Source organism: Anaeromyxobacter oryzae (assembly GCF_023169945.1).
Classification (GTDB): domain Bacteria; phylum Myxococcota; class Myxococcia; order Myxococcales; family Anaeromyxobacteraceae; genus Anaeromyxobacter; species Anaeromyxobacter oryzae.
In genome coordinates this window covers 6,334,734-6,356,056 of record NZ_AP025591.1, presented here as the reverse complement: position 1 = coordinate 6,356,056, position 21,323 = coordinate 6,334,734, and the positions used below count along the sequence as shown (strand labels likewise).

Annotated in this window: 23 protein-coding genes; 17 read left to right on the top strand and 6 right to left on the bottom strand. The window is 75.1% G+C overall.

The features are described from left to right. Window positions 1-16: 16 nt before the first annotated feature. The 9 genes from AMOR_RS27965 to AMOR_RS27925 all read left to right on the top strand — a co-directional run bounded on the left by AMOR_RS27965 (window position 17) and on the right by AMOR_RS27925 (window position 7,333). Entirely contained in the window at window positions 17-214 is a 198-nt protein-coding gene (locus tag AMOR_RS27965) for a hypothetical protein (RefSeq protein WP_248356870.1), read from the top strand. Between the two features lie 142 nt (window positions 215-356). Continuing rightward, window positions 357-773: a response regulator gene (locus tag AMOR_RS27960; RefSeq protein ID WP_248356868.1), complete on the top strand. Its 417-nt coding sequence runs from the start codon at window positions 357-359 to the stop codon at window positions 771-773. Window positions 774-833: 60 nt separating this feature from the next. Further along, entirely contained in the window at window positions 834-1,457 is a 624-nt protein-coding gene (locus tag AMOR_RS27955) for an L-threonylcarbamoyladenylate synthase (protein WP_248356866.1), read from the top strand. Between the two features lie 48 nt (window positions 1,458-1,505). Next, window positions 1,506-2,402, top strand: a complete 897-nt coding sequence (xerD, locus tag AMOR_RS27950; protein ID WP_248356864.1) for a site-specific tyrosine recombinase XerD — start codon at window positions 1,506-1,508, stop codon at window positions 2,400-2,402. 190 nt (window positions 2,403-2,592) lie between these two features. Continuing rightward, the gene (locus tag AMOR_RS27945; protein ID WP_248356862.1) at window positions 2,593-3,234 is read left to right on the top strand and encodes a site-2 protease family protein; all 642 of its coding nucleotides are present in this window, start codon (window positions 2,593-2,595) and stop codon (window positions 3,232-3,234) included. Window positions 3,235-3,239: 5 nt separating this feature from the next. Further along, window positions 3,240-4,238, top strand: a complete 999-nt coding sequence (gene trpS, locus AMOR_RS27940; protein WP_248356860.1) for a tryptophan--tRNA ligase — start codon at window positions 3,240-3,242, stop codon at window positions 4,236-4,238. Between the two features lie 25 nt (window positions 4,239-4,263). Then, window positions 4,264-5,151, top strand: coding sequence for a segregation and condensation protein A (locus tag AMOR_RS27935; RefSeq protein WP_248356858.1), 888 nt, complete (start codon window positions 4,264-4,266; stop codon window positions 5,149-5,151). Then, a complete protein-coding gene (gene scpB, locus AMOR_RS27930) occupies window positions 5,148-6,236 on the top strand; it encodes an SMC-Scp complex subunit ScpB (protein WP_248356847.1) in 1,089 nt (362 codons plus the stop codon). The genes AMOR_RS27935 and scpB overlap by 4 nt, the downstream gene beginning before the upstream one ends. Window positions 6,237-6,238: 2 nt before the next feature. After that, the gene (locus AMOR_RS27925) at window positions 6,239-7,333 is read left to right on the top strand and encodes a pseudouridine synthase (protein WP_248356831.1); all 1,095 of its coding nucleotides are present in this window, start codon (window positions 6,239-6,241) and stop codon (window positions 7,331-7,333) included. A 2-nt stretch (window positions 7,334-7,335) separates the two neighbouring features. On the opposite strand, the gene AMOR_RS27920 is transcribed toward AMOR_RS27925, so the two are convergent. Beyond that, window positions 7,336-7,554 (bottom strand): YgaP family membrane protein, encoded by a 219-nt coding sequence (locus AMOR_RS27920; RefSeq protein ID WP_248356829.1) that lies wholly within the window; start codon window positions 7,552-7,554, stop codon window positions 7,336-7,338. A gap of 127 nt (window positions 7,555-7,681) precedes the next feature. On the opposite strand from AMOR_RS27920, the gene AMOR_RS27915 reads away from it, so the two are divergent. Then, window positions 7,682-9,748: a HEAT repeat domain-containing protein gene (locus AMOR_RS27915; protein WP_248356827.1), complete on the top strand. Its 2,067-nt coding sequence runs from the start codon at window positions 7,682-7,684 to the stop codon at window positions 9,746-9,748. Between the two features lie 3 nt (window positions 9,749-9,751). On the opposite strand, the gene AMOR_RS27910 is transcribed toward AMOR_RS27915, so the two are convergent. The 4 genes from AMOR_RS27910 to AMOR_RS27895 all read right to left on the bottom strand — a co-directional run bounded on the left by AMOR_RS27910 (window position 9,752) and on the right by AMOR_RS27895 (window position 14,124). Then, window positions 9,752-11,548 (bottom strand): STN domain-containing protein, encoded by a 1,797-nt coding sequence (locus tag AMOR_RS27910; protein ID WP_248356814.1) that lies wholly within the window; start codon window positions 11,546-11,548, stop codon window positions 9,752-9,754. 10 nt (window positions 11,549-11,558) lie between these two features. After that, window positions 11,559-12,080, bottom strand: coding sequence for an anti-sigma factor family protein (locus AMOR_RS27905; protein ID WP_248356811.1), 522 nt, complete (start codon window positions 12,078-12,080; stop codon window positions 11,559-11,561). Continuing rightward, entirely contained in the window at window positions 12,077-12,664 is a 588-nt protein-coding gene (locus AMOR_RS27900) for an RNA polymerase sigma factor (RefSeq protein ID WP_248356808.1), read from the bottom strand. The genes AMOR_RS27905 and AMOR_RS27900 overlap by 4 nt, the downstream gene beginning before the upstream one ends. A gap of 224 nt (window positions 12,665-12,888) precedes the next feature. Beyond that, window positions 12,889-14,124 carry an ArsB/NhaD family transporter gene (locus AMOR_RS27895; protein ID WP_248356805.1) on the bottom strand — a complete coding sequence of 412 codons (1,236 nt, stop codon included), beginning with the start codon at window positions 14,122-14,124 and terminating at the stop codon, window positions 12,889-12,891. 99 nt (window positions 14,125-14,223) lie between these two features. Between AMOR_RS27895 and rtcA the strand changes: the two genes are divergently transcribed. Further along, window positions 14,224-15,342: an RNA 3'-terminal phosphate cyclase gene (gene rtcA / locus AMOR_RS27890; RefSeq protein WP_248356802.1), complete on the top strand. Its 1,119-nt coding sequence runs from the start codon at window positions 14,224-14,226 to the stop codon at window positions 15,340-15,342. A 22-nt stretch (window positions 15,343-15,364) separates the two neighbouring features. On the opposite strand, the gene AMOR_RS27885 is transcribed toward rtcA, so the two are convergent. Further along, window positions 15,365-16,309, bottom strand: a complete 945-nt coding sequence (locus AMOR_RS27885; protein ID WP_248356799.1) for a magnesium transporter CorA family protein — start codon at window positions 16,307-16,309, stop codon at window positions 15,365-15,367. Window positions 16,310-16,429: 120 nt separating this feature from the next. Here AMOR_RS27885 and AMOR_RS27880 point away from each other — a divergent pair, with 120 nt between their 5' ends. The 6 genes from AMOR_RS27880 to AMOR_RS27855 all read left to right on the top strand — a co-directional run bounded on the left by AMOR_RS27880 (window position 16,430) and on the right by AMOR_RS27855 (window position 21,252). Beyond that, window positions 16,430-16,840 (top strand): hypothetical protein, encoded by a 411-nt coding sequence (locus tag AMOR_RS27880; protein WP_248356797.1) that lies wholly within the window; start codon window positions 16,430-16,432, stop codon window positions 16,838-16,840. Between the two features lie 84 nt (window positions 16,841-16,924). After that, complete coding sequence (locus AMOR_RS27875; protein WP_248356794.1) at window positions 16,925-18,010, top strand: Mrp/NBP35 family ATP-binding protein; 1,086 nt, start codon at window positions 16,925-16,927, stop codon at window positions 18,008-18,010. A gap of 17 nt (window positions 18,011-18,027) precedes the next feature. Further along, window positions 18,028-18,513 carry a hypothetical protein gene (locus AMOR_RS27870; protein ID WP_248356791.1) on the top strand — a complete coding sequence of 162 codons (486 nt, stop codon included), beginning with the start codon at window positions 18,028-18,030 and terminating at the stop codon, window positions 18,511-18,513. After that, a complete protein-coding gene (locus AMOR_RS27865; RefSeq protein WP_248356788.1) occupies window positions 18,510-18,851 on the top strand; it encodes a hypothetical protein in 342 nt (113 codons plus the stop codon). The genes AMOR_RS27870 and AMOR_RS27865 overlap by 4 nt, the downstream gene beginning before the upstream one ends. Window positions 18,852-18,924: 73 nt before the next feature. Next, the gene (locus AMOR_RS27860; RefSeq protein WP_248356785.1) at window positions 18,925-19,488 is read left to right on the top strand and encodes a protein-tyrosine phosphatase family protein; all 564 of its coding nucleotides are present in this window, start codon (window positions 18,925-18,927) and stop codon (window positions 19,486-19,488) included. Further along, entirely contained in the window at window positions 19,489-21,252 is a 1,764-nt protein-coding gene (locus tag AMOR_RS27855; protein ID WP_248356782.1) for a hypothetical protein, read from the top strand. The last annotated feature ends 71 nt before the right edge of the window (window positions 21,253-21,323 follow it).

Below are 21,323 nucleotides of genomic sequence, written 5' to 3'. Positions count from 1 at the left end.
ACGGAGGGGGGACGGAATGGCGGACCAGGAAGAGAAGGGCGCGCGCCGGGCAGAGCCGGAGGAGGGTCGCCGCGGGATGACGGTCTCCGAGGCGGGACGCAAGGGCGGCATCGCCGTCCGGGACGAGCGCGGCCACGCGTTCTACGAGGAGATCGGGAAGAAGGGCGGCCAGAAGGTCCGGGAGCTCATCGAGCGCGGAAAGAATCGCGGGTAGGACCCGGGAACCGGCGGTGTGGACCTGCGCCCGTCCGGCGAGAGCCGGGCGGGCGCCCGCTTTCGCGCGGCAGCGCGCGCGTTGACCGTCCGCCCGGGCGCTTGCTAGCTTCTTCGGAACCCGGAAAGGTCGGTGCACCCGGATGCCGCAACCGGTCGAGCCGGAGGTCGCCCGGCCGCGCGTTCTCGCGATCGATGACGACGAGCCGCTGCTGGAGGTCATGAAGGAAGTCCTCCGCGCGAACGGCTTCGACGTGGAGACCGCCCGCCATGGGTTCCTCGCGGGCTACCTCGTCGGTCACTTCCGGCCCGACGCGGTCCTCCTCGACCTGATGATGCCGGGACTCGACGGGTTCGAGGTGCTTTCGCTCATGCGACGGCGCCCCGACGCGCGGACGATCCCGGTGATCGCCTGCACGTCGCTCCGGGGGACGGAGATCGAGGGGCGCATCGCGCTCGCCGGGTTCGAGGCGTACCTGCGCAAGCCGCTGGACTTCCGGGCGCTCGTGGAGCTCCTGCGCACGATCATCCCGGCGGCCCGCGACGCGCGGGGCGGTTGACGGGAGGGGCGGCTCGCGGAAACTTGGGGGCGCGCGTGAAAGCTGCTAGATCCGCGCCCTATGCCGGCCGCGCCCATCGTCGAGATCGACCCCCTGCACCCGCAGCCCCGCGTCGTCGAGCGCGCCGTCTCGGTCCTGTCCTCCGGCGGGCTGCTCGCGTACCCGACCGACACGTACTACGGCATCGGGTGCGATCTGTTCGACAAGCGCGCCATCGAGCGGATCTACCAGCTGAAGGGCATCCCGAAGACCCAGGAGCTGTCCTTCGTCTGCCAGGACCTCGCGGAGATCTCCCGGTACGCCATCGTCGACAACGCGGCGTATCGCGTGCTCCGGCGGAAGGTCCCCGGCCCCTACACCTTCATCCTCCCCGCGACGCGGCTCGTCCCCGACCTGGTGCTCAGGCGGCAGAAGACGGTCGGCATCCGCATCCCGGACAGCCCGATCGCGCTCGAGATCGTCCGCCGGCTCGGCCATCCGCTCATCTCCACCTCGGCGGCGACCCCGGGCGGCGACGTCCTCATCGACGCGAAGGACATCAAGGAGGAGCTCGGGCACGGGCTCGACCTGATCCTCGACGGCGGATACAAGCCGAACGAGCCGTCGTCGGTCATCGACCTCTCGGGGCCCGAGCCCGTCGTCCTCCGCGCCGGGAAGGGCGACGTCTCGGATCTCGTGGTGTAGCGCGCCGCGAACTGGACGGGGCGCCGCCTGGCGATATCGTCGCCGGTGATGTCGCCGCTCGAGCCAGCCCTCGATCTCTTCCTCGCCCACGTCCGGGTGGAGAAGGGGCTCGCGGAGAACAGCGTCGAGGCGTACGGGCGGGACCTCCGCCGCTACGTCGAGCACCTCGGGAAGATGGGGATCACCGCGTGGGAGAAGGTCTCCCGGACGGAGATCCAGGCGCACCTCGCGGAGCTCGTCCGGACCGGCCTCTCGCCGCGCTCCCAGGCCCGGGCGCTCTCGGCGATCCGGTCGCTCCACCGGCTCCTGTACGCCGAGAAGCTCACGCCCGCGGATCCGTCGGACGAGATCGACGCGCCGCGCCCCGGGCGGCGGCTCCCTTCGCTGCTCTCGCAGGACGAGGTCACGGCGCTCCTCGCCGGCCCCGACGTGCGCCGCGCCGCGGGACTGCGCGACCGGGCGATGCTCGAGATCCTCTACGCGACGGGGCTCCGCGTCTCGGAGCTCGTCGGCCTGCAGCTCAACGACGTGAACCTCGAGACGCGGGTCCTGCTCGCGCGCGGCAAGGGGAGCAAGGAGCGCCTCGTGCCGGTCGGCGCACCGGCCGCCGAGGCCGTGAAGGCCTACCTCGCCGTCGCCCGGGAGCGGCTGCTCAAGGGACGCCGCTCGAAGGACCTCTTCGTCACGCCGCGGGGGGCGAGGCTCACGCGGCAGGGCTTCGCGAAGCTCCTCGACCGCTACGCGCGGCAGGCAGGCATCCGGCGGAAGATCTCGCCCCACAAGCTCCGGCACTCCTTCGCCACCCACCTGCTCGCGGGTGGCGCCGACCTCCGGGCGGTCCAGGAAATGCTCGGGCACGCCGACGTCTCGACGACGCAGATCTACACCCACGTCGATCGGACCCACGCCCGGCGCCTGCACGAGCGCTTTCACCCGCGCGCGTGAGGTCTTGCGGGGGTGTCCGGGGGCCCGGGGTGGAAACCCGCGGCGCCGCGTGTTCTTCCGGTCGGCGACGCCGGTGCGCCGGCCGGGCGGGCGGCCGCCGACCGCGTTGACCGACCGGCCCCGCGCTGCTAAAGAACCGCTTTTCCTTTTCGAGGCTTACGTGTTCGGTCCGGACGTTCTCCTGCGCGCCGTGGCGCTGCTCATCCCGATGATCCTGTCGCTCACGGTGCACGAGTTCGCGCACGCGTGGAGCGCCCGGATGCTGGGCGACGACACGGCCGAGCGCATGGGCCGGCTCACGCTGAATCCCCTCCCGCACATCGATCCGTTCGGGACCGTCCTCCTGCCGCTCGTCGCCCTCATGAGCCCCGGGGTACCGTTCTTCGGGTGGGCGAAGCCCGTCCCGGTGAACCCGGCGCGCTTCCGCCAGGGTGTCAACATGGGCGCGGGGATGGCGCTCACGGCGATCGCGGGGCCGCTCTCGAACGTCGCGCTGGCCGTGTTCTGCGCCGTGCTCTACGGGCTCGGGTTCCGGTACGACTTCCTCGCCGGCCAGCCCGGGATCGCGTTCCTGCTCGACCGGATGATCTCGCTGAACATCGTCCTCGCGGTCTTCAACATGATCCCGATCCCACCGCTCGACGGGAGCCGCGTGATCGACTGGCTCGTGCCGTACCGCCACCGGCCGGTGTGGGAGACGGTCACCCGGTTCGCGCCGTTCCTGCTCGTCGCAATGTTCGTGTTCGCGCCGTACGTGCTCGCCGGCCCCGTGTCCGCGATGAACGCCCTCCTCGATCGGCTGCTCTTCGTCGTCGCCGGCCGCCCCGCCTGATCCCCATGACCACCCAGCCCACGCGCCCCACCATCGTCAGCGGCATGCGGCCCACGGGCCGCCTCCACCTCGGCCACCTCCACGGTGCGCTCGCGAACTGGGTGCGGCTGCAGGACGAGGCCGAGTGCTTCTTCTTCAGCGCCGACTGGCACGCGCTCACGACGAACTACCACGCGCCGGAGATCATCAAGCAGTCCGAGCGCGAGATGTTCGTCGACTTCATCGCGGCCGGCATCGATCCGCAGAAGGCGACGCTCTTCGTCCAGAGCCACGTGAAGGAGCACGCCGAGCTCTTCCTGCTCCTCGGCATGATCACGCCGGTCGGCTGGCTCGAGCGGTCGCCGACGTACAAGGAGATCCGCGAGAACATCACCGACCGCGATCTCGCGCTCTACGGGTTCCTCGGCTACCCGGTGCTCATGACCGCGGACATCATCCTCTACAAGGCGACGCGCGTGCCGGTGGGCGTGGACCAGGTCCCGCACCTCGAGCTGTCGCGCGAGATCGTCCGCAAGTTCAACTTCCACTACGGCGAGGTCTTCCCCGAGCCGCAGCCGATGCTCACCGCCGCGCCGAAGATCCTGGGCACGGACGGCCGGAAGATGTCGAAGAGCTACGGCAACACCATCGACCTCGGGGAGAGCGTCGAGTCCACGCAGAAGAAGATCATGGGCATGGTCACCGACCCGGCGCGGAAGCGGCGCCAGGACCCCGGGAACCCCGACGTCTGCGGGATCTTCTACCTGCACAAGGTGACGAGCGAGGCGGACACGATCACCTGGGTGGACCAGAACTGCCGGACGGCCGGCATCGGCTGCGTCGACTGCAAGAAGAAGCTCCTCGAGAAGCTGCTGCCCGAGCAGGAGCGCATGCGCGTGCGGCGCGACGCGCTCCTCGCGCGTCCGAAGGACCTGGACGACATCGTCCAGCTCGGGACCGAGAAGGCGCGCGCCGCCGCGGCGCGCACGATGGACCAGGTGCGGAAGGCGATGAAGCTCGAGTAGGACTGGACGGGGGCGGTCCGCCGGGATGGCCAGGCAGCACACCGAGGAAGCCGCCGAGAGCGGCGCGGAGGCCGCGGCCGCCCGGGCCGCCGCGGACGCGTTCCGCGTCACGCTCCCGCCGCTCAAGCCCGGCGAGCCGCCGTTCGAGGGGCCCCTCGACCTGATCCTCCACCTCGTCAAGGAGCACGAGGTCGATCTCTTCGACATCCCCATCGCGAAGATCACCGAGAGCTACCTCGCGACGCTCGAGGCGATGCGCGAGCTCGACATCGACATCGCCGGCGAGTTCCTCCACATGGCGGCGCAGCTCATGCTCACGAAGAGCAAGCTGCTCCTGCCCCGCACCGAGGTGGCCGAGGACGCGCCGAACGCGGACGACGCGGGCGTGGACCCGCGCGCGGAGCTGGTGAAGCGGCTCCTCGAGTACCAGAAGTACAAGGCCGCGGGCGAGGAGCTCGGGAGCCGGGACATCCTCGAGCGCACGGTCTTCACGCGGAAGGTGCGCGCGGAGCGGCCGGCGCTGCCGGAGGGCCCGGAGGGGCTCGCCGACGTCTCCGTCTTCAAGCTCATCGAGGCGCTCGACCGCGCGCTGAAGCTCGCCAAGCCGGAGCACACGCACGAGGTCGTGACCGACCGGCTCACGATCAGCGACGCCATCGCCCGCGTCGCGGACGTGCTCCGGCTGCAGCGCCGCGCGAGCTTCGAGGAGCTGCTCGCCGGCCCGGCGGAGCGGCGGAACACCAAGGCGAACGTGATCGCCACCTTCCTCGCCATCCTCGAGATGGCGAAGCTCAAGCTGGTCCGCATCTACCAGGCCGCGCTCGACGAGGCCGGTCCCGGGGCGGAGATCCTCGTCGAGGCGAAGGACACCCTCGGCGACGACGTGCCCTCGGGGCAGGAGGACTATCGATGACGGCGCATTCCGACGGCTCGCCCGGGCCGACCGCCGCGGCCGAGGAAGCGGCCGCGCAGCCGGCGGAGGCCGAGGCCGCCGCGGGCGTTCCGGCGACCGCGGCGCCCGATCCGGGCGACGGCGCGCCCGTCGCGGCGCCCGCCGCCCCGGCCGTCTCCGCCGACGAGCTGCAGGCGCTCCAGGCCGCCGAGGAGGCGAAGGCGGGCGACCCCGCGCTCGACGAGGTGGAGTCCGCGGACATCGACGTCGCGGACGACAAGGAGGAGCCGTTCGAGAAGCTCGCGGCGGCCGCGAAGCGGCTGTCGGCGGACCGCGTCCGGACGGTCGTCGAGACGCTGCTCTTCCTCGCGGAGAAGCCCCTCACGACCGAGGAGATCCGGCTCGCGTCGGGCGTCGAGGTGGAGCGCATCGAGAAGGCGCTCGACAAGCTCTCCGGCCACTACCGCGAGGGCCCGTGCGGCATCGTCCTGCACGAGGTCGCGGGCGGCTGGCAGCTCCGGACCTCGCCCGACAACGCCGACTTCGCGCGGCGCTTCCTCAAGGTGAAGCCGCAGCGGCTCACGCGCGCGGCGCTCGAGACGCTCGCGATCATCGCGTACCGACAGCCGGTGACGCGCCCCGAGATCGAGGAGATCCGCGGCGTGGACTGCGGTGCGGTGGTGAAGGCGCTCCTCGAGCGGCGGCTGATCAAGATCCTCGGCAAGAAGGAGGAGCCGGGCCGGCCCATGCTCTACGGCACCTCGAAGGAGTTCCTCGAGTTCTTCGCGCTCAAGGACCTCGCCTCGCTCCCGACGCTCCGCGAGTTCCACGAGCTCTCCCAGGAGCACCGGTCCATCGTCGAGAAGGACGCCCCGCAGGAGCCGATCCCCGCGGGCATCGCCGGCATCGTCGAGGACCTGCAGGATCCCACCGCGCGCGCCGCGCTCGAGGCGAAGCGCGCGGAGGCCGACGCGGCGCTCGACGAGCTCGAGCGCGCCATCGAGGCGGCGGACGAGAAGACGCGCGCGGCCCAGTCCGCGCTCGGGGACAAGAAAGAGGACGAGCCCGAGCCTCCGCCGGAGGCCCCGCCCGCGGCGGGGGGCTAGGGATGGCCGAAGAACGGCTCCAGAAGTTCCTCGCCGCCTCCGGGGTGACCTCGCGCCGGAAGGCGGAGGAGCTGATCCTCGCCGGCCGCGTGAAGGTGAACCAGCAGCGCGTCACGACCCTCGGGACCAAGGTCGATCCGGACCGGGACCTCGTGACCGTGGACGGCGCGCTCGTCTCGCGCCCCGAAGAGCACGCCTACTACCTCCTCTACAAGCCGTCCGGCTGCGTCACGACGGCGTCGGATCCCGAGGGACGCCCGACGGCGCTCGACTACCTCCGCGGCGTGCCCGGCCGCGTCTTCCCGGTCGGGCGGCTCGACTACGACGCCGAGGGCGCCGTCCTCCTCACCGACGACGGCGAGCTCGCGAACCGGCTCGCGCACCCGCGGTACGGCCACCGGCGGGTCTACCTCGTGAAGGTCCGCGGAGATCCCGAGGCGGAGGCGCTCGAGCGGATGAAGCGCGGCGTTCGGCTCGAGGACGGGCCGGCGCAGGCGCTCGAGGTCGCGGTGCACGAGCACGCGGAGAAGAACGTCTGGATCCGCGTCGTCGTGGGCGAGGGGCGCTACCATCTCGTGAAGCGCCTCTGCGAGGCCGTCGGGCTCCAGGTGCAGCGGCTCTTCCGGCCGGAGTTCGGCGGCGTGACCGTCGAGGGTCTGCGGCCGGGGACGTTCCGCCCGCTCTCCGCCGACGAGGTGCACGCGATGCGGCAGCGGGTCGGCCTCGAGACCGGCACGGCCGCGCCCGGGCCCTCGGTGGCGATGCTGCCGAAGGCGGCGCGCCGGCACGGTCATGGCCCGCCGGCGCCGCCCTCGGCTGCGCCCCCCCGGGGCGCGCGCGGCGACGATCGCGACACCTCCACCGCCCGCGCCGAACGCGACGACCCGCGGGGCGAGGGGCGCGGCGCGGCGCGGGGCGATCGGCGCGGAGACGCGCGGCCGGAGCGCCGCGGGGAGCCGAGGGGCGAGCGCGCCGAGGCGCGCCGGCGCGCGGGTGGCCCCGGCGCGCGCCCGCGGGCCGGCGGCGCACGTGGCGGCGGCGAGCGTGGCGGCGGCGAGCGGGGCCGCGGCGGCGGCCGCCGGCGCCCGAGCCGCTAGCGCTACGCGGGGTGGCCCGGCGCCGGCCTCGTCCGCGCCGCCGGCTTGCAGGTGCTCACGCCGACGAGCCGGTACAGCGGGCAGAACCCGACGAGCCCGGTCGCGAGCGGCACGAACCCGGCGAGCCCCCACATCGAGTGCGGGCCGAAGAACACGAGCGCGATGAGGGACAGACCGAGGACGATCCGGATGGTGCGGTCGAGGGTGCCTTCGTTCGTCATGGGTGTTTCCTCCTCGTCCATGGAGAGTCCCGGCGGCCCGGGGAGGATTCACGGCGCGCCGGGTGGACCCGCTCGGGACGGGGGCGCTTGCACGCGGAGGCCGGCGCGGCGACCATGGCGGGCCGACATGCCGACCCGGAACCTCCTCCTCGCCGCCCTCCTCGCCGCGCTCGTCGCGTGCGGTCGGCGCGGCGACCTCGACGCGGCGGATCCGGAGCGGCGCGCCGCGGCGGTCCGCGCGCTCGGAAGCGGCGACGCCGACCTCCGTCCGCTCCTCGTCGCGCAGCGGGACGCCAGCGCGCTCGTGCGGCGTGCCGCGGCCGAGGTGTTCGCGGCGCGCGGAGGGCCGGCGGCCGCGGACGCGCTCGGGAAGCTCCTCTCCGATCCGGACCCGGGAGTCGTGTCCATCGCGGCGCGCGGGCTCGCGGGGATGGCCACCGTGCCGCGGGCGAAGGCGGACCTCCTCGCGGCGTACGCGGGGGCGTCCCCCGCCGGGCGGGCGGCGATCGCCGATGCGCTCGAGGCGATCGGGACCTCCCTCCGCGAGGCGGTCGACACCGAGTCGCGGCTGCTGTGGGAGCGGAACCTCGCCGCGCTCGCCGCCGAGGGCGGCGCGGAGCGCGGCGGCGCCGCCGAGGAGCTCGGAGTGAGCGGGCGCGCCGAGGCGGTCACGCGGCTCCTTCCGCTCGTGGATCCGAACCGGAACCCCGATCGCGCGCTCGCCGCCGCGGCGGCCCGCGGCCTCGGCGAGGCCGGGGACTGGTCCGCGCGCGGCCACCTGGAGATGCTCCTGCGCGAGGGCGATGCGGGCCTCGCCGAGGCCGCCGCCGCGGCGCTGGGGCGCCTCGGCGATCCCGGCGCGGCCGACGCGCTCGCGCGCGCCGGCACGGGCGGCAGCGCCGGTGTGGCGGCCGCGGCCGTCGAGGCGCTCGTCCTCCTTCCGGAGGCGCCGGAGGTGGCGCTCGCGCTGTGCGAGGTCTCGTACCGGACCAGCGATCCCGCGGTCGCGGCCCGGGCGGCGCGCCACGCCCGGCTGCGCGAGGCGGAGTGCCCCGAGCGGCCGTTCCTCGCGCGGATCGGCACGCCCGGCGCGCCCGCGGCGCTCGCGGGGCTCGCGGAGCTCGGGCTCCCGCCCGCGGCCGCCGAGGCCGCCGCCGCGCGGCTCCTGCCGCTGCTCGATCCCGCACGCGGAGACGCCGCGACACGGATCGCCGCGGCGCGCGCGCTCGGGCGCCTCGGGGCGCCCTCCGCGGGGGCGCCGGTGAAGGAGCGGGCGGCGGCGCTCGCCGGGCGCATGCGCGACGCCCGCGCCCGCTGGATCGCCGCCCCGCTGCCGACGGCGCCGGCGCCGGGGTTCGAGCGCGGGGGCGAGCAGCGCCTCGCGGCGGTCCTCGCGCACGCCCCCGGTCCTCCGCAGGGCGCGGCGGGCGCGCTCGAGTTTCCGGAGTGGATGGACGCGGTCCCCCCGCAGGCCGCCGACGAGCTCGGTGCGCTCCTCGCGGCCGCCGGCCGGCTGCGAGCGCCGGGCGCCGAGGCGCTGCTTCGCGGCTTCGTGGAGGATCCGGCGGCGGCCGTCCGCGGGGGCGCCGTGGAGGGGCTCGCGGCGCTCGGGTCGGACGCCGCCATCGGCGCGGCCACGCGCGGGCTCGAGGACCGGGACCTCGCCGTCCGGACCTCGGCGGCGCGGGCCCTCGCCGCCCTCGGGCCGCGCGGCGCACCCCCGCTCGCGCGCGCCGCGGAGCGAGCCCGGGGCGCTGAGCCGGCGTGGCGCATCACGCTCGCGCGCGCCCTCTCCGACGCCGGCGCGGCCGAGGCGGTCCCCGCCCTGGCCGGGCTGCTCGAGGGCCCGTCCGCGCCCGCCGCCGCCATCGCGCTCGCCCGCCTCGGCGCCCCCGCGGCGCGGGAGCCGCTCGTCGCGCTGCTCGCGAGCGGCTCGGGCGCGGGCCAGGTCGAGGCGATCGAGGCGCTCGCCACCCTCGCCGCGCGCGACGCGGGGGACGCCATCGCCGCGCACCTCACGAGCGACCGCCCCGAGGTGCGCGCCGCGGCGGCCCGGGCCCTCGGGCGGATCCGGCACGAGCCGGCCTCGGCGCGCCTCGAGGCGCTCCGCAGCGACTACGCCGCCCGCGTCCGGCGCGCCGCGATCGAGGCGCTCGCGAAGCTCCCCGCCGGCGCGCCCCGCCCGCGGCGGTGACGTCTACGGCGCCGCCGGCGTGGGCGGCATCGGAGGCGGCACGGCGGTCGTGGGAAGGGCGCCGGGCGGCTGGCCGAAGCGCGACCGGATCACCGCGCCGAACGTGAGGAGCCACGCGGCGAACGAGGCCATGGCCCCGAGCACCGGGATCGACGTCAGCACGGCGTAGATCGCCGTCCCCACCGCGAGCTGGAGGACCATGGTCCGCCGCTGCTCGGGGAGGGGCAGCGCGCGGCCGACGTGGAACACGAGGGCGGTGAGCCCGAGCACGCCCGCGGCGATCACCGCGATGACCTGGACCGGGATGAGCAGGATCCCGACGATCGTCACCAGCAGGAGGACGACGAGGAGCAGCATCGCCAGCGTGCCGAGGAGGCCGGCGAAGACCGACTTCCACGGGCTCGTCACCATCGAGCCCGCCACCACGTCGATCCGGCGCGGGAACAGCGACACGCAGAGGAGCGCGAGCAGGAAGATCACGACGAACTTCACGAGCGTCTTGAGGACGAGCATGAGGAGCGAGCCGGGGCCGGCGAAGAGGTGGCCAGCGGTGAGGCTCACGACGGATGGCAAGCCCGGGAGCGAGATGGAATGGCTCGAGCCGCCCACCTCCGCCTCCGGATCGATCTTCACGCGCCCGCCCACGCTCACCGCGTCCTGCTCGACCTGCGCGCCCGGGCCGACCTCGACGTCGCCGCCGACCGCGACGACCTTGCGCGCCGACGCGCCGCCGTCGAGCCGGACGCTCCCGAGCACCGCCACGACGTCCCGGGCGGACGCGCCGCCCTCGAGGTGGACCGACCCCGAGACCGCCGAGACGTCGCGGGTCGACGAGCCGCCCTGGAGCAGCGCGCTGGCGCGGACGACGTTCACGTCCCGGACCGACTCGCCGGCGTGGACCACGACGTCCTGGCCGGTGCTCTGGCGGTCGCGGCCCGAGTCGCGATCCGGGCCGCCGCGGGCTTCCCGGTCCGCCCGCCGCATCTCGCGCTCCGCCTCGCGCATCGCCTGCTCGGCGATGCGGCGCGCGTCGCGGCCGAGGCCGGGCGGCAGGAACCCCAGGCCGCCGGGGTGGACCACCACGAGCGCCCCCTCCCGCTCGGCCCTGAGGCCTGCCTGGGCGAGGACGCCGCGCAGCGCGTCCTCGACGGGCACGTCGCGGAAGTGGGCGGAGATCGTGCCGTGGTCGCCCGGCGGGAGGACGATGGAGAGGCCCGCGGCGTCGGCGATCTTGCGGAGCGCGTCGTCGACCGGCGCGGCTGCGAAGTCGCCGGTGAACTTCTTGCCGGTGGGGCGCTCGAACCCCGACAGCACCTGCGGCGCCGCGCGGGGCGCCTCCTGCGCCTCTGCGACCACCACCGTGTTGCCGGTCTTGGTCGCGACGAGGCCGGTGCCGGCGAGGGAGGCGCGGAGCGCGTCCTCCACCGGCACGTCGCGGAGCTTCATCACGAGCAGCTTGTTTCCGGTCCGGCCGGTGTTCAGGACGACGTCCCAGCCGGCGGCGTCCGCGATCTCCTCGAGCGTGTCGTCGAGGGAGTTCGTGTCCTCGATCGTGACGCGCTTGCCGCTCGGCGCGCCCCAGTCGCCCTGGAGCGGGCCCGGCGCGGGAGCGGGCGGGGGAGGGGGGCGGGGGATCGCGCCGGGGGCCTCCGGCGCGGGCGGGGGACGTGGGGCGGGCCGCGGCGCCTTCGGCGCAGGCTTCGCGGGCGCCGCCGCCGGTGGCGGCGGTGGCGTGGCGGGGCCGGGGACGGCCGTCGGATCCTGGAGCGCGAGCGCGGCGACGATCAGCAGGGCGAGCATGGAGACTCCGTCAGGCGATCTCGGTCCGCGGCGAGGGCATCAGTCGGGAGAGAGCGAACAGCACGGGGAGGGCGGCCGCGGCGCACGCGGCGGCGATCGGGATCCGGAGCGCCGAGACGATCGGGCCGAGCACGTCCGACGAGAGGCGGAGCGCCCGCCCCGCGTCGCCGAGCCCCTCGACCAGGCGGCTCGCCTCCGGCGCCCAGGTGCCGGCGCCGAGCAGGACGACCGCGAGGACGATGCCCCCGAGCGCGGCGCCGAAGATGGCGGCGGCGGCGCGCCGATCGTGCGCGACGGCCCGCTCGCGCGTCTCGATGCGCTCGAGCACGCCCACGGTGAAGTCGGCGGGGAGCTCCGGGATCTCGAGCCCCTCGAGCGCGTCCCCGAGGAGGCGGTACGACTCGACCTCGGCCTGGCACGCGGCGCAGCCGGCCACGTGGGCCTCGACCTCGGCGGCCTCGGTCTCGAGGAGCACGCCGTCGACGAGCCGCTGGGCCTGCGCGTCGGTGAGGTGTCCGGTGAAGGTGGTCATGGCAGGGCCTCCGCGGCGCCGGAGAGCGACGCCTTGAGCTTCGCCCGCGCGCGATGGAGCCAGGTCATCACGGTTCCGATGGGGACGTCCATGGTGGCCGCGATCTCCTTGTAGGAGAGGTGCTCGACGTGAAAGAGCTGGATGACCTCGCGGTAGTTCGGCGGCAGCTCGCCCACGGCGCGCGCCAGGGCGGTCGCGGTCTCGCGGCGCTCGATGGTGTCGTCGCCGCGGACGGCCGCCGGATCCGCGAGGTCGCGCGGCGCGCCCTCCTCCGGGTCCGCGTCGAGCTCGACCTTCTGCGCGTCGGGGAGGCGGCGGCGGAGGACGTCGAGGCAGTGGTTGCGGGCGATGCGGAGGACCCACGGCGCGAACGGCTGGATGGGGTCGTAGGTGGCGAGGGCGGCGTACGCGCGCGCGAAGGCCTCCTGGGCGGCGTCGCGCGAATCCTCGTGCTCGCGCAGGAGGCGCAGGCAGAGCCCGAACACCGCCCGCTTGTGCAGGTCGACGAGCCTTGCGAACGCCTGCTTGTCACCCCGGGCCGCGGCGCGCGCCCAGGCCGCCTCGCCGGCGAGTGCGGTCTCCACCGCGCGCTCCTCCGTGGCGAGGGACAGTAGCGCGAAATCCAGATCCAGCGTCGCGACGCCCACCATGCAGAACCCTACGGTGAATCCGCGGGGTTATTTCGTTTACCGCCCGCCTGCACTCCCGGTGCCGCTCCAGACGGGGCGGGTCGCGCCCTCCGAGGCGTTTTGGCCCGTCGATCCGCGGTGTTGCGGGCGGAGGGCGAGGCGGTTCCCGGGACGTGGCCCTACAGGAGCCCGAGCCGCCGCTCGAGCAGGAGGAGCCCGAGCCCCGCGACGAGCGTCGCCGCCGTCACGGCGGCGCCGATCCGGAAGAAGCGCCAGAAGCCGATCCTTCCCCGCGACCCGGCGAGCTCGAGCACGATGATGTTCGCGACCGAGCCGACGACCGTCAGGTTGCCGGCGAGCGTCGCGGAGAGCGCCGTCGCGAGCCAGAGCAGGCGCGGATCGGCCAGCCGCGGGATCCAGTGGCCGGCCAGGATGACGAACGGGACGTTCGAGACGACCTGCGATGCGGCGACCGAGAAGGCGCCGAAGACCAGCGCCTGCCGCTCCGCCGTCCGGCCGAGCGCGGGCGCGACGGCATCGTACATGCGCCCGGCCACGCCCGCCTCGCCGACGCCGGCCACGACGACGAAAAGTCCGGCGAAGAACACGAGCAGCGGCCAGTCGACCCGCTGGAGCGCCTCGCGCGGCGCCCGCCCGGCGACGGCCATGCAGAGGGCGCCCGCGAAGAGGCTCGTCCACGAGAGCGCGAAGCCGAGGAGGAACCCGCCGAGCGCGATCCCGAGCGCCGCGAGCGCCTTCGCGAGGAGCCGGCGATCGAGCTCGGGCTCGGGGAGCGCCGTCGCGAGCGCGCGCCGCGGGAGGTGCCTGCGGAAGATCGCGTGCAGGATCGCCGCGACGAGGACGAGCGAGGCCGCCGCGGGGGCGACGAGCGCCGCCGCGAACCGGGCGTACGAGATCCCGGAGAGCGTGCCGATGATCATGTTCTGCGGGTTGCCGGTGAGCGTCGCGACGCTCCCGGCATTGGAGCCGAACGCCACCGCGAGCAGATACGGTATGGGCGGCAGCTCGGCGTCGTCGATGATCCGCAGGACGAGCGGCGTCATCATGAGGCACACCGTGTCGTTCACGAGCAGGGCGGAGAGACCACCTGCGGTGAACACCAGGCCCCAGAGCAGCGTCCGGGGCGTCCCCGCGGCACGGATGACCCGCCAGCTCGCCCAGCGGAAGAAGCCGGCCTCGCCGAGGTACGCGGTGAGGATCATCATCCCGAGGAGGAGCCCGAGCGTGTCGCCGTTCACGGCCGCGCCGGCCTGCGCGGGCGTGAGGACGCGGGCCGCGACCATCAGGACCGCGCCGAGGAGCGCCGCGGCCGGCCGGTCCACCGAGAGCAGCGGGAACCGCCCCGCCGCGACCGCGACGTAGGTGAGGGCGAACACGACGAGCGCAGCGGTCACGGCCCGCCTTCTAGCACGCCCCGCCGGGGGACGGTCGGGCGTCCCGTTCGGCCCGACCGCGACCTTAACGACGAGGAGGGACCGCACTACATTGGCCCGGTGCCCACCGACCTTCCGATCGTCCTGGACGGCAGCGAAGGAGAGGGGGGCGGGCAGATCCTGCGCACCGCGCTCGCGCTCTCCGCCATCACCGGCAAGCCATTCTCGATCGTGAACGTCCGGGCCAATCGGCTGAAGCCGGGGCTCCGGCCGCAGCACCGGGAGGCGGCGCGGGCGGTCGCGCGCCTCGTCGACGCGGCGCTCGCGGGCGACGAGGTCGGGTCGGACCGCCTCGAGTTCGCGCCGCGGCGCAGCGCGCACGCGGGCGAGTGGGCGTTCGACATCGGGACGGCCGGGTCCACGTCGCTCCTGCTCCAGACCGTCTGCTGGCCGCTCGCGCTCGCGGGCGCGCCGTCGTCCGTCACCATCCGAGGCGGCACGCACCAGGACCACGCGCCGAGCTTTCACTACCTCGCCCTCGTCTGGGCCCCGGCGGTTGCGCGGCTCGGCTTCCGCTTCGCGCTCGAGCTGCAGGCGGCGGGGTTCTACCCGGAGGGCGGCGGCGAGATGACCGCCCGGATCGAGCCGGCGCACGCGATGCCGCCGCTCGACCTCATGCACCGCGGCACGGTTCAGGACGTCGAGGTCGTCTCGATGGTCGCCGGGCTCGGGTTCGAGGTGGCGGAGCGGCAGGCGTCGCGCGCCCTCCGCGCGCTGCGCGACGCCGGCGTCTCGGCGGAGGCGGAGCGGGTGCCGGTGCCCGCCCGCGGCTCCCGCGGAGGGCACGTGCTGGTCGTGGCCGCGTTCGAGCGGACCCGCGCGGGGTTCGGCGCCGTGGCCGCGCGAGATCGGTCCCCGGAGGAGACGGCGGATCTCGCGGTGAACGCCTTCCGCGCCTACCTCGCGGTCGGCGCCGCGGTGGACCCGCACCTCGGCGATCAGCTGCTGCTCCCGGCCGCGCTCGTCGCCGCCGGGCTCGTGCCGCCGCCGCCGGGGGTCGTGCCGGCGACGCGGTACACGGTGAGCAAGATCACGAAGCACCTCTCCACGAACGCCGCGGTCGTGCGGCGATTCCTGGACGTGGACATCGCGGTCGTCGGGCGTGAGGACGGCGAGGGCGAGGTCCGCGTGCAGCCGCCGGACGGCGCCGCCGCCGAGATCCTCCCGCTCCCGCGCTGATCGCCGGCGCGCGGGCGGGCCGTCAGAGCCACCGCTTGTGGCGGAAGTACGCGAACAGCGCGACCGGGGTCACCAGCACCGACGCGAGCACCACGGGGACGGCGACGCCCGCGGGGAGGATCTGCAGGTTCATCCCGAAGAACCCCGCGACGAAGTTCAGGGGCAGGAAGATCGTCGAGATGAGCGTCAGGCGCGCCATGACCGCGGAGAGGCGGTTGTTCGTCTGCGACAGGTTCGCGTCCATCGCGGACGCGAGCAGGTCGCGGCCGGTGTCGATCTCCTCGGTGAGGCGGACCATGTGGTCCACGACGTCGCGGAAGTACACGGCGGACTGATCGCGCACGAGCGTCTGCCCCGGCCGCGAGAGGGCCGCGAACACCTCGCGCTGGGGCGAGAGGCGCTTCCGGAGCAGCCCATGCATCCGGCGCGCGTCGAGGATCCGCCCGAGCAGGTCCTCCTCGCCCTCGAAGCTCTCCCGCGAGACCGCCGCGTCGGCGATCTGCTCGACCTCGTCCGTGAGGGCGTCCACCAGCGCGAAGTGCGCGTCGGTCACCGCGTCGTAGACGCGATAGAGGGCGAACTCGGGGCCGCGCGAGAGGATCTCCGCGTCGGTCGCGCACGCCTGGAAGACCGCGTCCAGCTCGGCGTTCGGGACCGCGTGCACGGTGACGAGCGCGCCCGCCGCGAGGAAGGCGTCGAGCTCGTGCGAGAGCAGCTCCGAGTCGTCCGCGCTCGGGGCGATCCGGTGGACCACCATGAAGAGGCTCTCGGCGTACTGCTCGAACTTGACGCGCTGGTCCTCGTTCGCGCAGTCCTCGAGCGCGAGCGGGTGGAAGTGGAACGTCCGGCCGAGCCAGGCGAGGTCGTCGGGAGTCGGGGCGCAGTCGATCCACACCTGCCCGCCGGGGCGCACGAGCTCGCGCCCGCCCCGCAGCACCTTTCCGTCCTCCCACCTCAGCACCCGCATGCAGGCCCCCGACGCCCCACTGGCCCGCGCGAGCGTACCACCCTGCACCCGCGGGCCGGGAAGCGCACGGTGCCCGCCCACGCGTGGCGCGAGCGGCCGGGATGGTGTAAGCGGGTCGGCATGCGCCGCCGGCTCGCCTTCCTCGCCCCGCTGCTCGTCGTCGCGTCGGCCTGCGCCGGCGCCGGAGGGGCGGCCTCCGCCGGGGCGGCACCGCCGCGCGGCCTCGGTGTGGAGGACGCCCGCGTCGTCCTGTCACGGTTCGCCGTGGCGGTCGAGGCGGGGCGGTGGCCCGAGGCGTGGGCGCTGCTGTCCGTGCGCTGGCGGCAGGCGTACACGCCGTCGCGCCTGTCCGTCGACTACGCGGGGGGCGGCCCGGCCGCGCGGGAGGCCGCCAGCCGGGTGATCGCCCTGGTCGCCGGCGGGGCGCCGGTGCGCGTCGAGGGGGCCCTGGCCGTGCTCCCGGTCGGGACGGACCGGGCGGCCGTGCTCGTCGCCGAGGACGGGGGCTGGCGGGTCGATGCCCTGGAGTGAACGTCCGGGGACGCGCGCCTGGGCGCCGGGCGACCGCCGGCGCCGTTGAGAAGCCCCCGGCGGCCCGCTATAAAGGCCACCCACATGCCGCTCGACAATGCTGCCGCGCTCGAAGCCCTGAAGAAGGTGATGGATCCCGAGCTCCATCGGGACGTCGTGTCCCTCGGGATGGTGAAGGACCTCGCCGTCCAGGGCGACGCGGTGAAGCTCAAGGTCGAGCTCACCACGCCGGCGTGCCCGCTCAAGGACACGATCGCGAAGGACGTGGAGGCCGCGCTGCGCGGCGCCGGGTTCAAGCGCGTCGAGCTGTCGTGGGGCGCCCAGGTGCGTTCGGCGCCGGGCGTGTCGCAGGCGCAGCTCACGCCCGGGGTGAAGAACATCATCCTCGTCGGCGCGGGGAAGGGCGGCGTCGGGAAGAGTACGGTCTCGATCAACCTCGCCGTCTCGCTCGCGAAGCTCGGCGCGAAGGTCGGGATCCTCGACGCCGACATCTACGGACCGTCGATCCCGATCCTCACGGGCATCACGGACAAGCCGACCTCGTCCGATGGCAAGCGGCTCGACCCGCTCTCCGCGCATGGGCTGAAGGTGATGTCGATCGGTTTCCTGATCGACCCGGACCAGGCGCTGGTGTGGCGCGGCCCGATGGTCACCGGCGCCCTCGTGCAGCTGCTCCGGGACGTGAACTGGGGCGAGCTCGACTACCTCATCCTCGACCTGCCGCCGGGCACCGGCGACGTGCCGCTCACGCTCGCGCAGAACATCCGCGCGGCGGGCGTGGTCCTCGTCTCGACGCCGCAGGACGTCGCGCTCGCGGACGTGATCCGCGCGAAGCTCATGTTCGACAAGGTCTCGATCCCGGTGCTCGGGCTCGTCGAGAACATGTCGTCCTTCGTGTGCCCCCACTGCCGCCAGGAGACCGCGATCTTCGACAAGGGCGGCGCGCGGACCGCGGCGGAGAAGATGGGCATCCGCTTCCTCGGCGAGGTGCCCATCGACCTCGCGATCCGCGAGGGCGGCGACAGGGGCGTGCCGATCGTGGCCGGCGCGCCCGACAGCCCGCAGGCGCAGGCGTTCGTGACCGTGGCGCGGAACGTGGCGGGCGCCGTGAGCACGCAGGTCCTGAAGGCGCCGCGCCTGCCGGTCATCGGCGCGCAGCCGCGCGCGTAGCGAGAGAGGAGCCGGTCGTGGAGGGGCGACCGCCGTTCGACGACGACGACGTGCTGCCGCCCATCGAGCCGGATCCGATGGAGGCGGAGGCGGACGTCACGCCACCGCCCGGCGGCGCGCGGGGCCTCATCCCCGACGTCATGAAGAAGGCGCTCCTCGCCGGGGTCGGCGCGCTCTTCATGACGGAGGAGGGCGCGCGGAAGCTCGCGCGCGACTGGAAGCTGCCGAAGGAGGTCATCGGCTTCATCGGCCAGCAGGCCTCGGGCGCGAAGGAGGAGGTCCTCCGGGTCTTCTCGGACGAGGTGCGGCGCTTCCTCGAGTCGGAGGCCGTCCGGCGCGAGTTCTGGAAGGCGCTCTCCGCCATGGCGATCGAGGTGAAGGCGGAGATCCGGCTCGTGCCCGCGGCCGAGGGCGGCGCGCCGCGGCCCGAGGTGAAGGCGACCGTCCGGCCGCGCCGCGCCCGCGGGAAGGCCGCCAGGCGCCGCAAGAAGGCCGAGGAGTGAGGCGGCTCACCCGGCTGCTCGCCCTCGTCGGCGCGGTCGGGATCGGCGCCTTCCTGTTCCGGGCGGCGCCGCGCGACGTCGACCTCGTCTACGACCTGTCGAGCGTGCCCGGCGCGACCCGCGTCGAGGTCTGGCTCCGCAAGGGCGGCGAGCTCGTGCGGCGGACCGAGTTGTCCGTCCCCGCGGGGGCGATGCAGGTCCGGCACCGCGTCCAGCTGCCGGATGGGGTGTACGAGCTCGAGTTCCGGATCGAGAAGATCCCGGGCGGCGAGGTCACCGGCCGCCGCCCGCTCGAGGTCCGGGAGGGCGGCACGATCGTCCTCCCGCTCGGCCCCTGACCGGCGCCCCGGCCGGGCCCGCGACCGGGGCTCCGCCGTGCCGTGGCGGGCGCCGGGATGCAACGTACCATTCGTGATCGACCTGCACTTCGTCGCGCCCGGGCTCGCGGTGGGCGCTCACTTCCCGATGGACGCGGCTGCGCGCCTCTCCCGCGAGCACGGCATCTCGCGCGTGGTCGACGTCCGGATGGAGGCGTGCGACGACGAGGAGGTCCTGCGCGTCCACCGGATCCGGCTGCTCCACCTCCCCACGCACGACACGCGCGCGATCTCGCTGGAGAGCATCGATCACGGCGTCGCGTTCGCGTCCGAGGGGCTGGAGCGGGGCGAGTCCGTCCTCGTGCACTGCCAGTGGGGCATCGGGAGGAGCGCGCTCCTCGCAGTCTGCACCCTGGTGGCGCGCGGGCAGGCGCCGCTCGCCGCGCTCGAGCAGGCGAAGCGCGCCCGGCCGATCGTGAGCCCGAGCCCGGAGCAGCTCGAGGCGCTCGTCGCGTTCTCGGCCCGAGTGAAGGCGGCGCGCGGCGCGAGCTGGCCCGTGCCGACGCTCGACGAGCTCGGCGCCATCGCCTGGCGGCACCTACGGCACGAGCCGGATCGGGAGGCGGCGCGCGCGGCCTCGACCCGCGCGTCGTCGTAGGTGCGGTTCTTCGGCGACCACGTCCACGTCCTCGACACCGGCGCCGCGACCGCCGCGCTCGCCGCCGCCGCGTCCGACGCGGCCGCCGCGCCTCCGGGCCCCGAGCGGCACGGGGCCCTGGCCGGCGTGCTCGTCCGCGCCGGCGCGATCGCGCAGGGGGTCGCCGACGCGGAGCGCGCGGCGGCGGGCCTGGACGCCGACGACGCGGGGCCGGCCGCGCGCGCGACGCTCGACGCGACCGCGGAGGTGGCGGCAGCCCTGTGGGCGAGCTGGAGGGCCGGGGGGCGCTCACCTGTGCCGGAGCTCGGGCGTGTCGCAGCGCTCGTCTCGGCCGCCCTCCCGGAGCGCCTCGAGGTCCGACGCCCCGAGGGCTTCGCTTACTACGGCGCGTATCCCGAGGCGTGGGCCGCCGCCGCCGCGCGGGCGCTCGCGGGGCGGGACGCCGTCGTCCTCGGGATCCGCTCCATCGGGACGGCGCTCGCGGCGATGGTCGCGGCGGGGGCGGGGCTCGGCGCGCCGCTGGCCACGGTGCGGCCCGTCGGTCACCCGTTCCGGCGCGAGCTGCGGCTCGCCCCCGCGCTCGCGGCGAGGCTGGCCGCCGCCCTCCGCGATCGGCCCGCGGCGGTCGCCGACGAGGGCCCCGGGCTCTCCGGCAGCTCGTTCGCCGCAGTGCTCGACGCGCTGGAGGCCCTCGGCGCGCCGCCGGAGCGCGTGCTCCTCTTCCCTGGGCACGCGGGCGAGCCCGGACCCGAGGCGTCCCCGGAGACCCGCGCCCGCTACGCGCGCGCTCCGCGCCACGTGGAGCCGTTCGGCGCGCTGTTCCTCGGCGACCACCCGCTGGCGCTGGCCCGGCTCGCGGAGGACGTCGTCGGCTCCGCGGAGGAGCCGCCGCTGGACGTCTCCGCGGGCGCGTGGCGGCGTCACCTCGACGTTCCGCCCCGGGACTGGCCGCCGTCGCAGGGCTGGCGCGAGCGGCGCAAGTACCTGATCCGCGCGGGCGGCCGGACCTGGCTCGCGCGGTTCGCAGGTCTCGGAGACGACGGCGCGCGCGCGCTCGCCCGCGCGCGCGCGCTGGCGGACGCCGGACTGGCGCCGCCAGCGGTCACGCTCCGGCACGGGTTCCTGTTCTCGCCGTGGCTCGGGGACGCGCGCTTCGCCGGCGCGGCGGCCGTTCCGCGCGCGTTCCTCGTCGCGGCGCTCCGGCGCTACCTGTCCTTCGTGGCGGCGGCGTTCCCGGCGGATCCCCAGGACGGCGCCGCCCCCGCGGAGCTCCTCGACATGGCGCGCGTGAACGCGGTCGAGGCCCTGGGCGGCGACGCGCGCGCGGGCCTCGAGCGCGCCGCCTGGATGCTGCCCGAGGTCGCCGCGGCGGCGCGGCCGGTGGCGGTGGACGGAAAGGTCGACGCCTGGGAGTGGCTGGTCCTGCCGGACGGGCGCGTCGTGAAGGCAGACGCCCTGGACCACCACGGGGATCACGCGCTGCCTGGGTGCCAGGACGCGCTCTGGGACGTCGCCGGGTGCGAGCTCGCCTTCGATCTCGCGCCGGACGAGGCGCGCGCGCTCGCCGAGGCGGTGCGGGGCGCCGCGCCGGGCGCGCCGCCCCGGACGCTCCCGTTCTACCGGGTGTGCCGCGCCGCCTTCGAGGTCGCGCGGTGGACGCTCGCGAGCGGGGATCCGGGCCTCGAGCCGGACGAGGCCGGGCGGCGGCGAGCGGCCGCGGCGCGCGCGGTGCGCGGGCTCGAGCGGGCGCTCGCGGCGGCGTGACTCTCGTGGCGATACGCCGATCCTGCGAGGGCGTCCGGCCACGCCCGTCCGTGGCTCGACGGCTCACCACG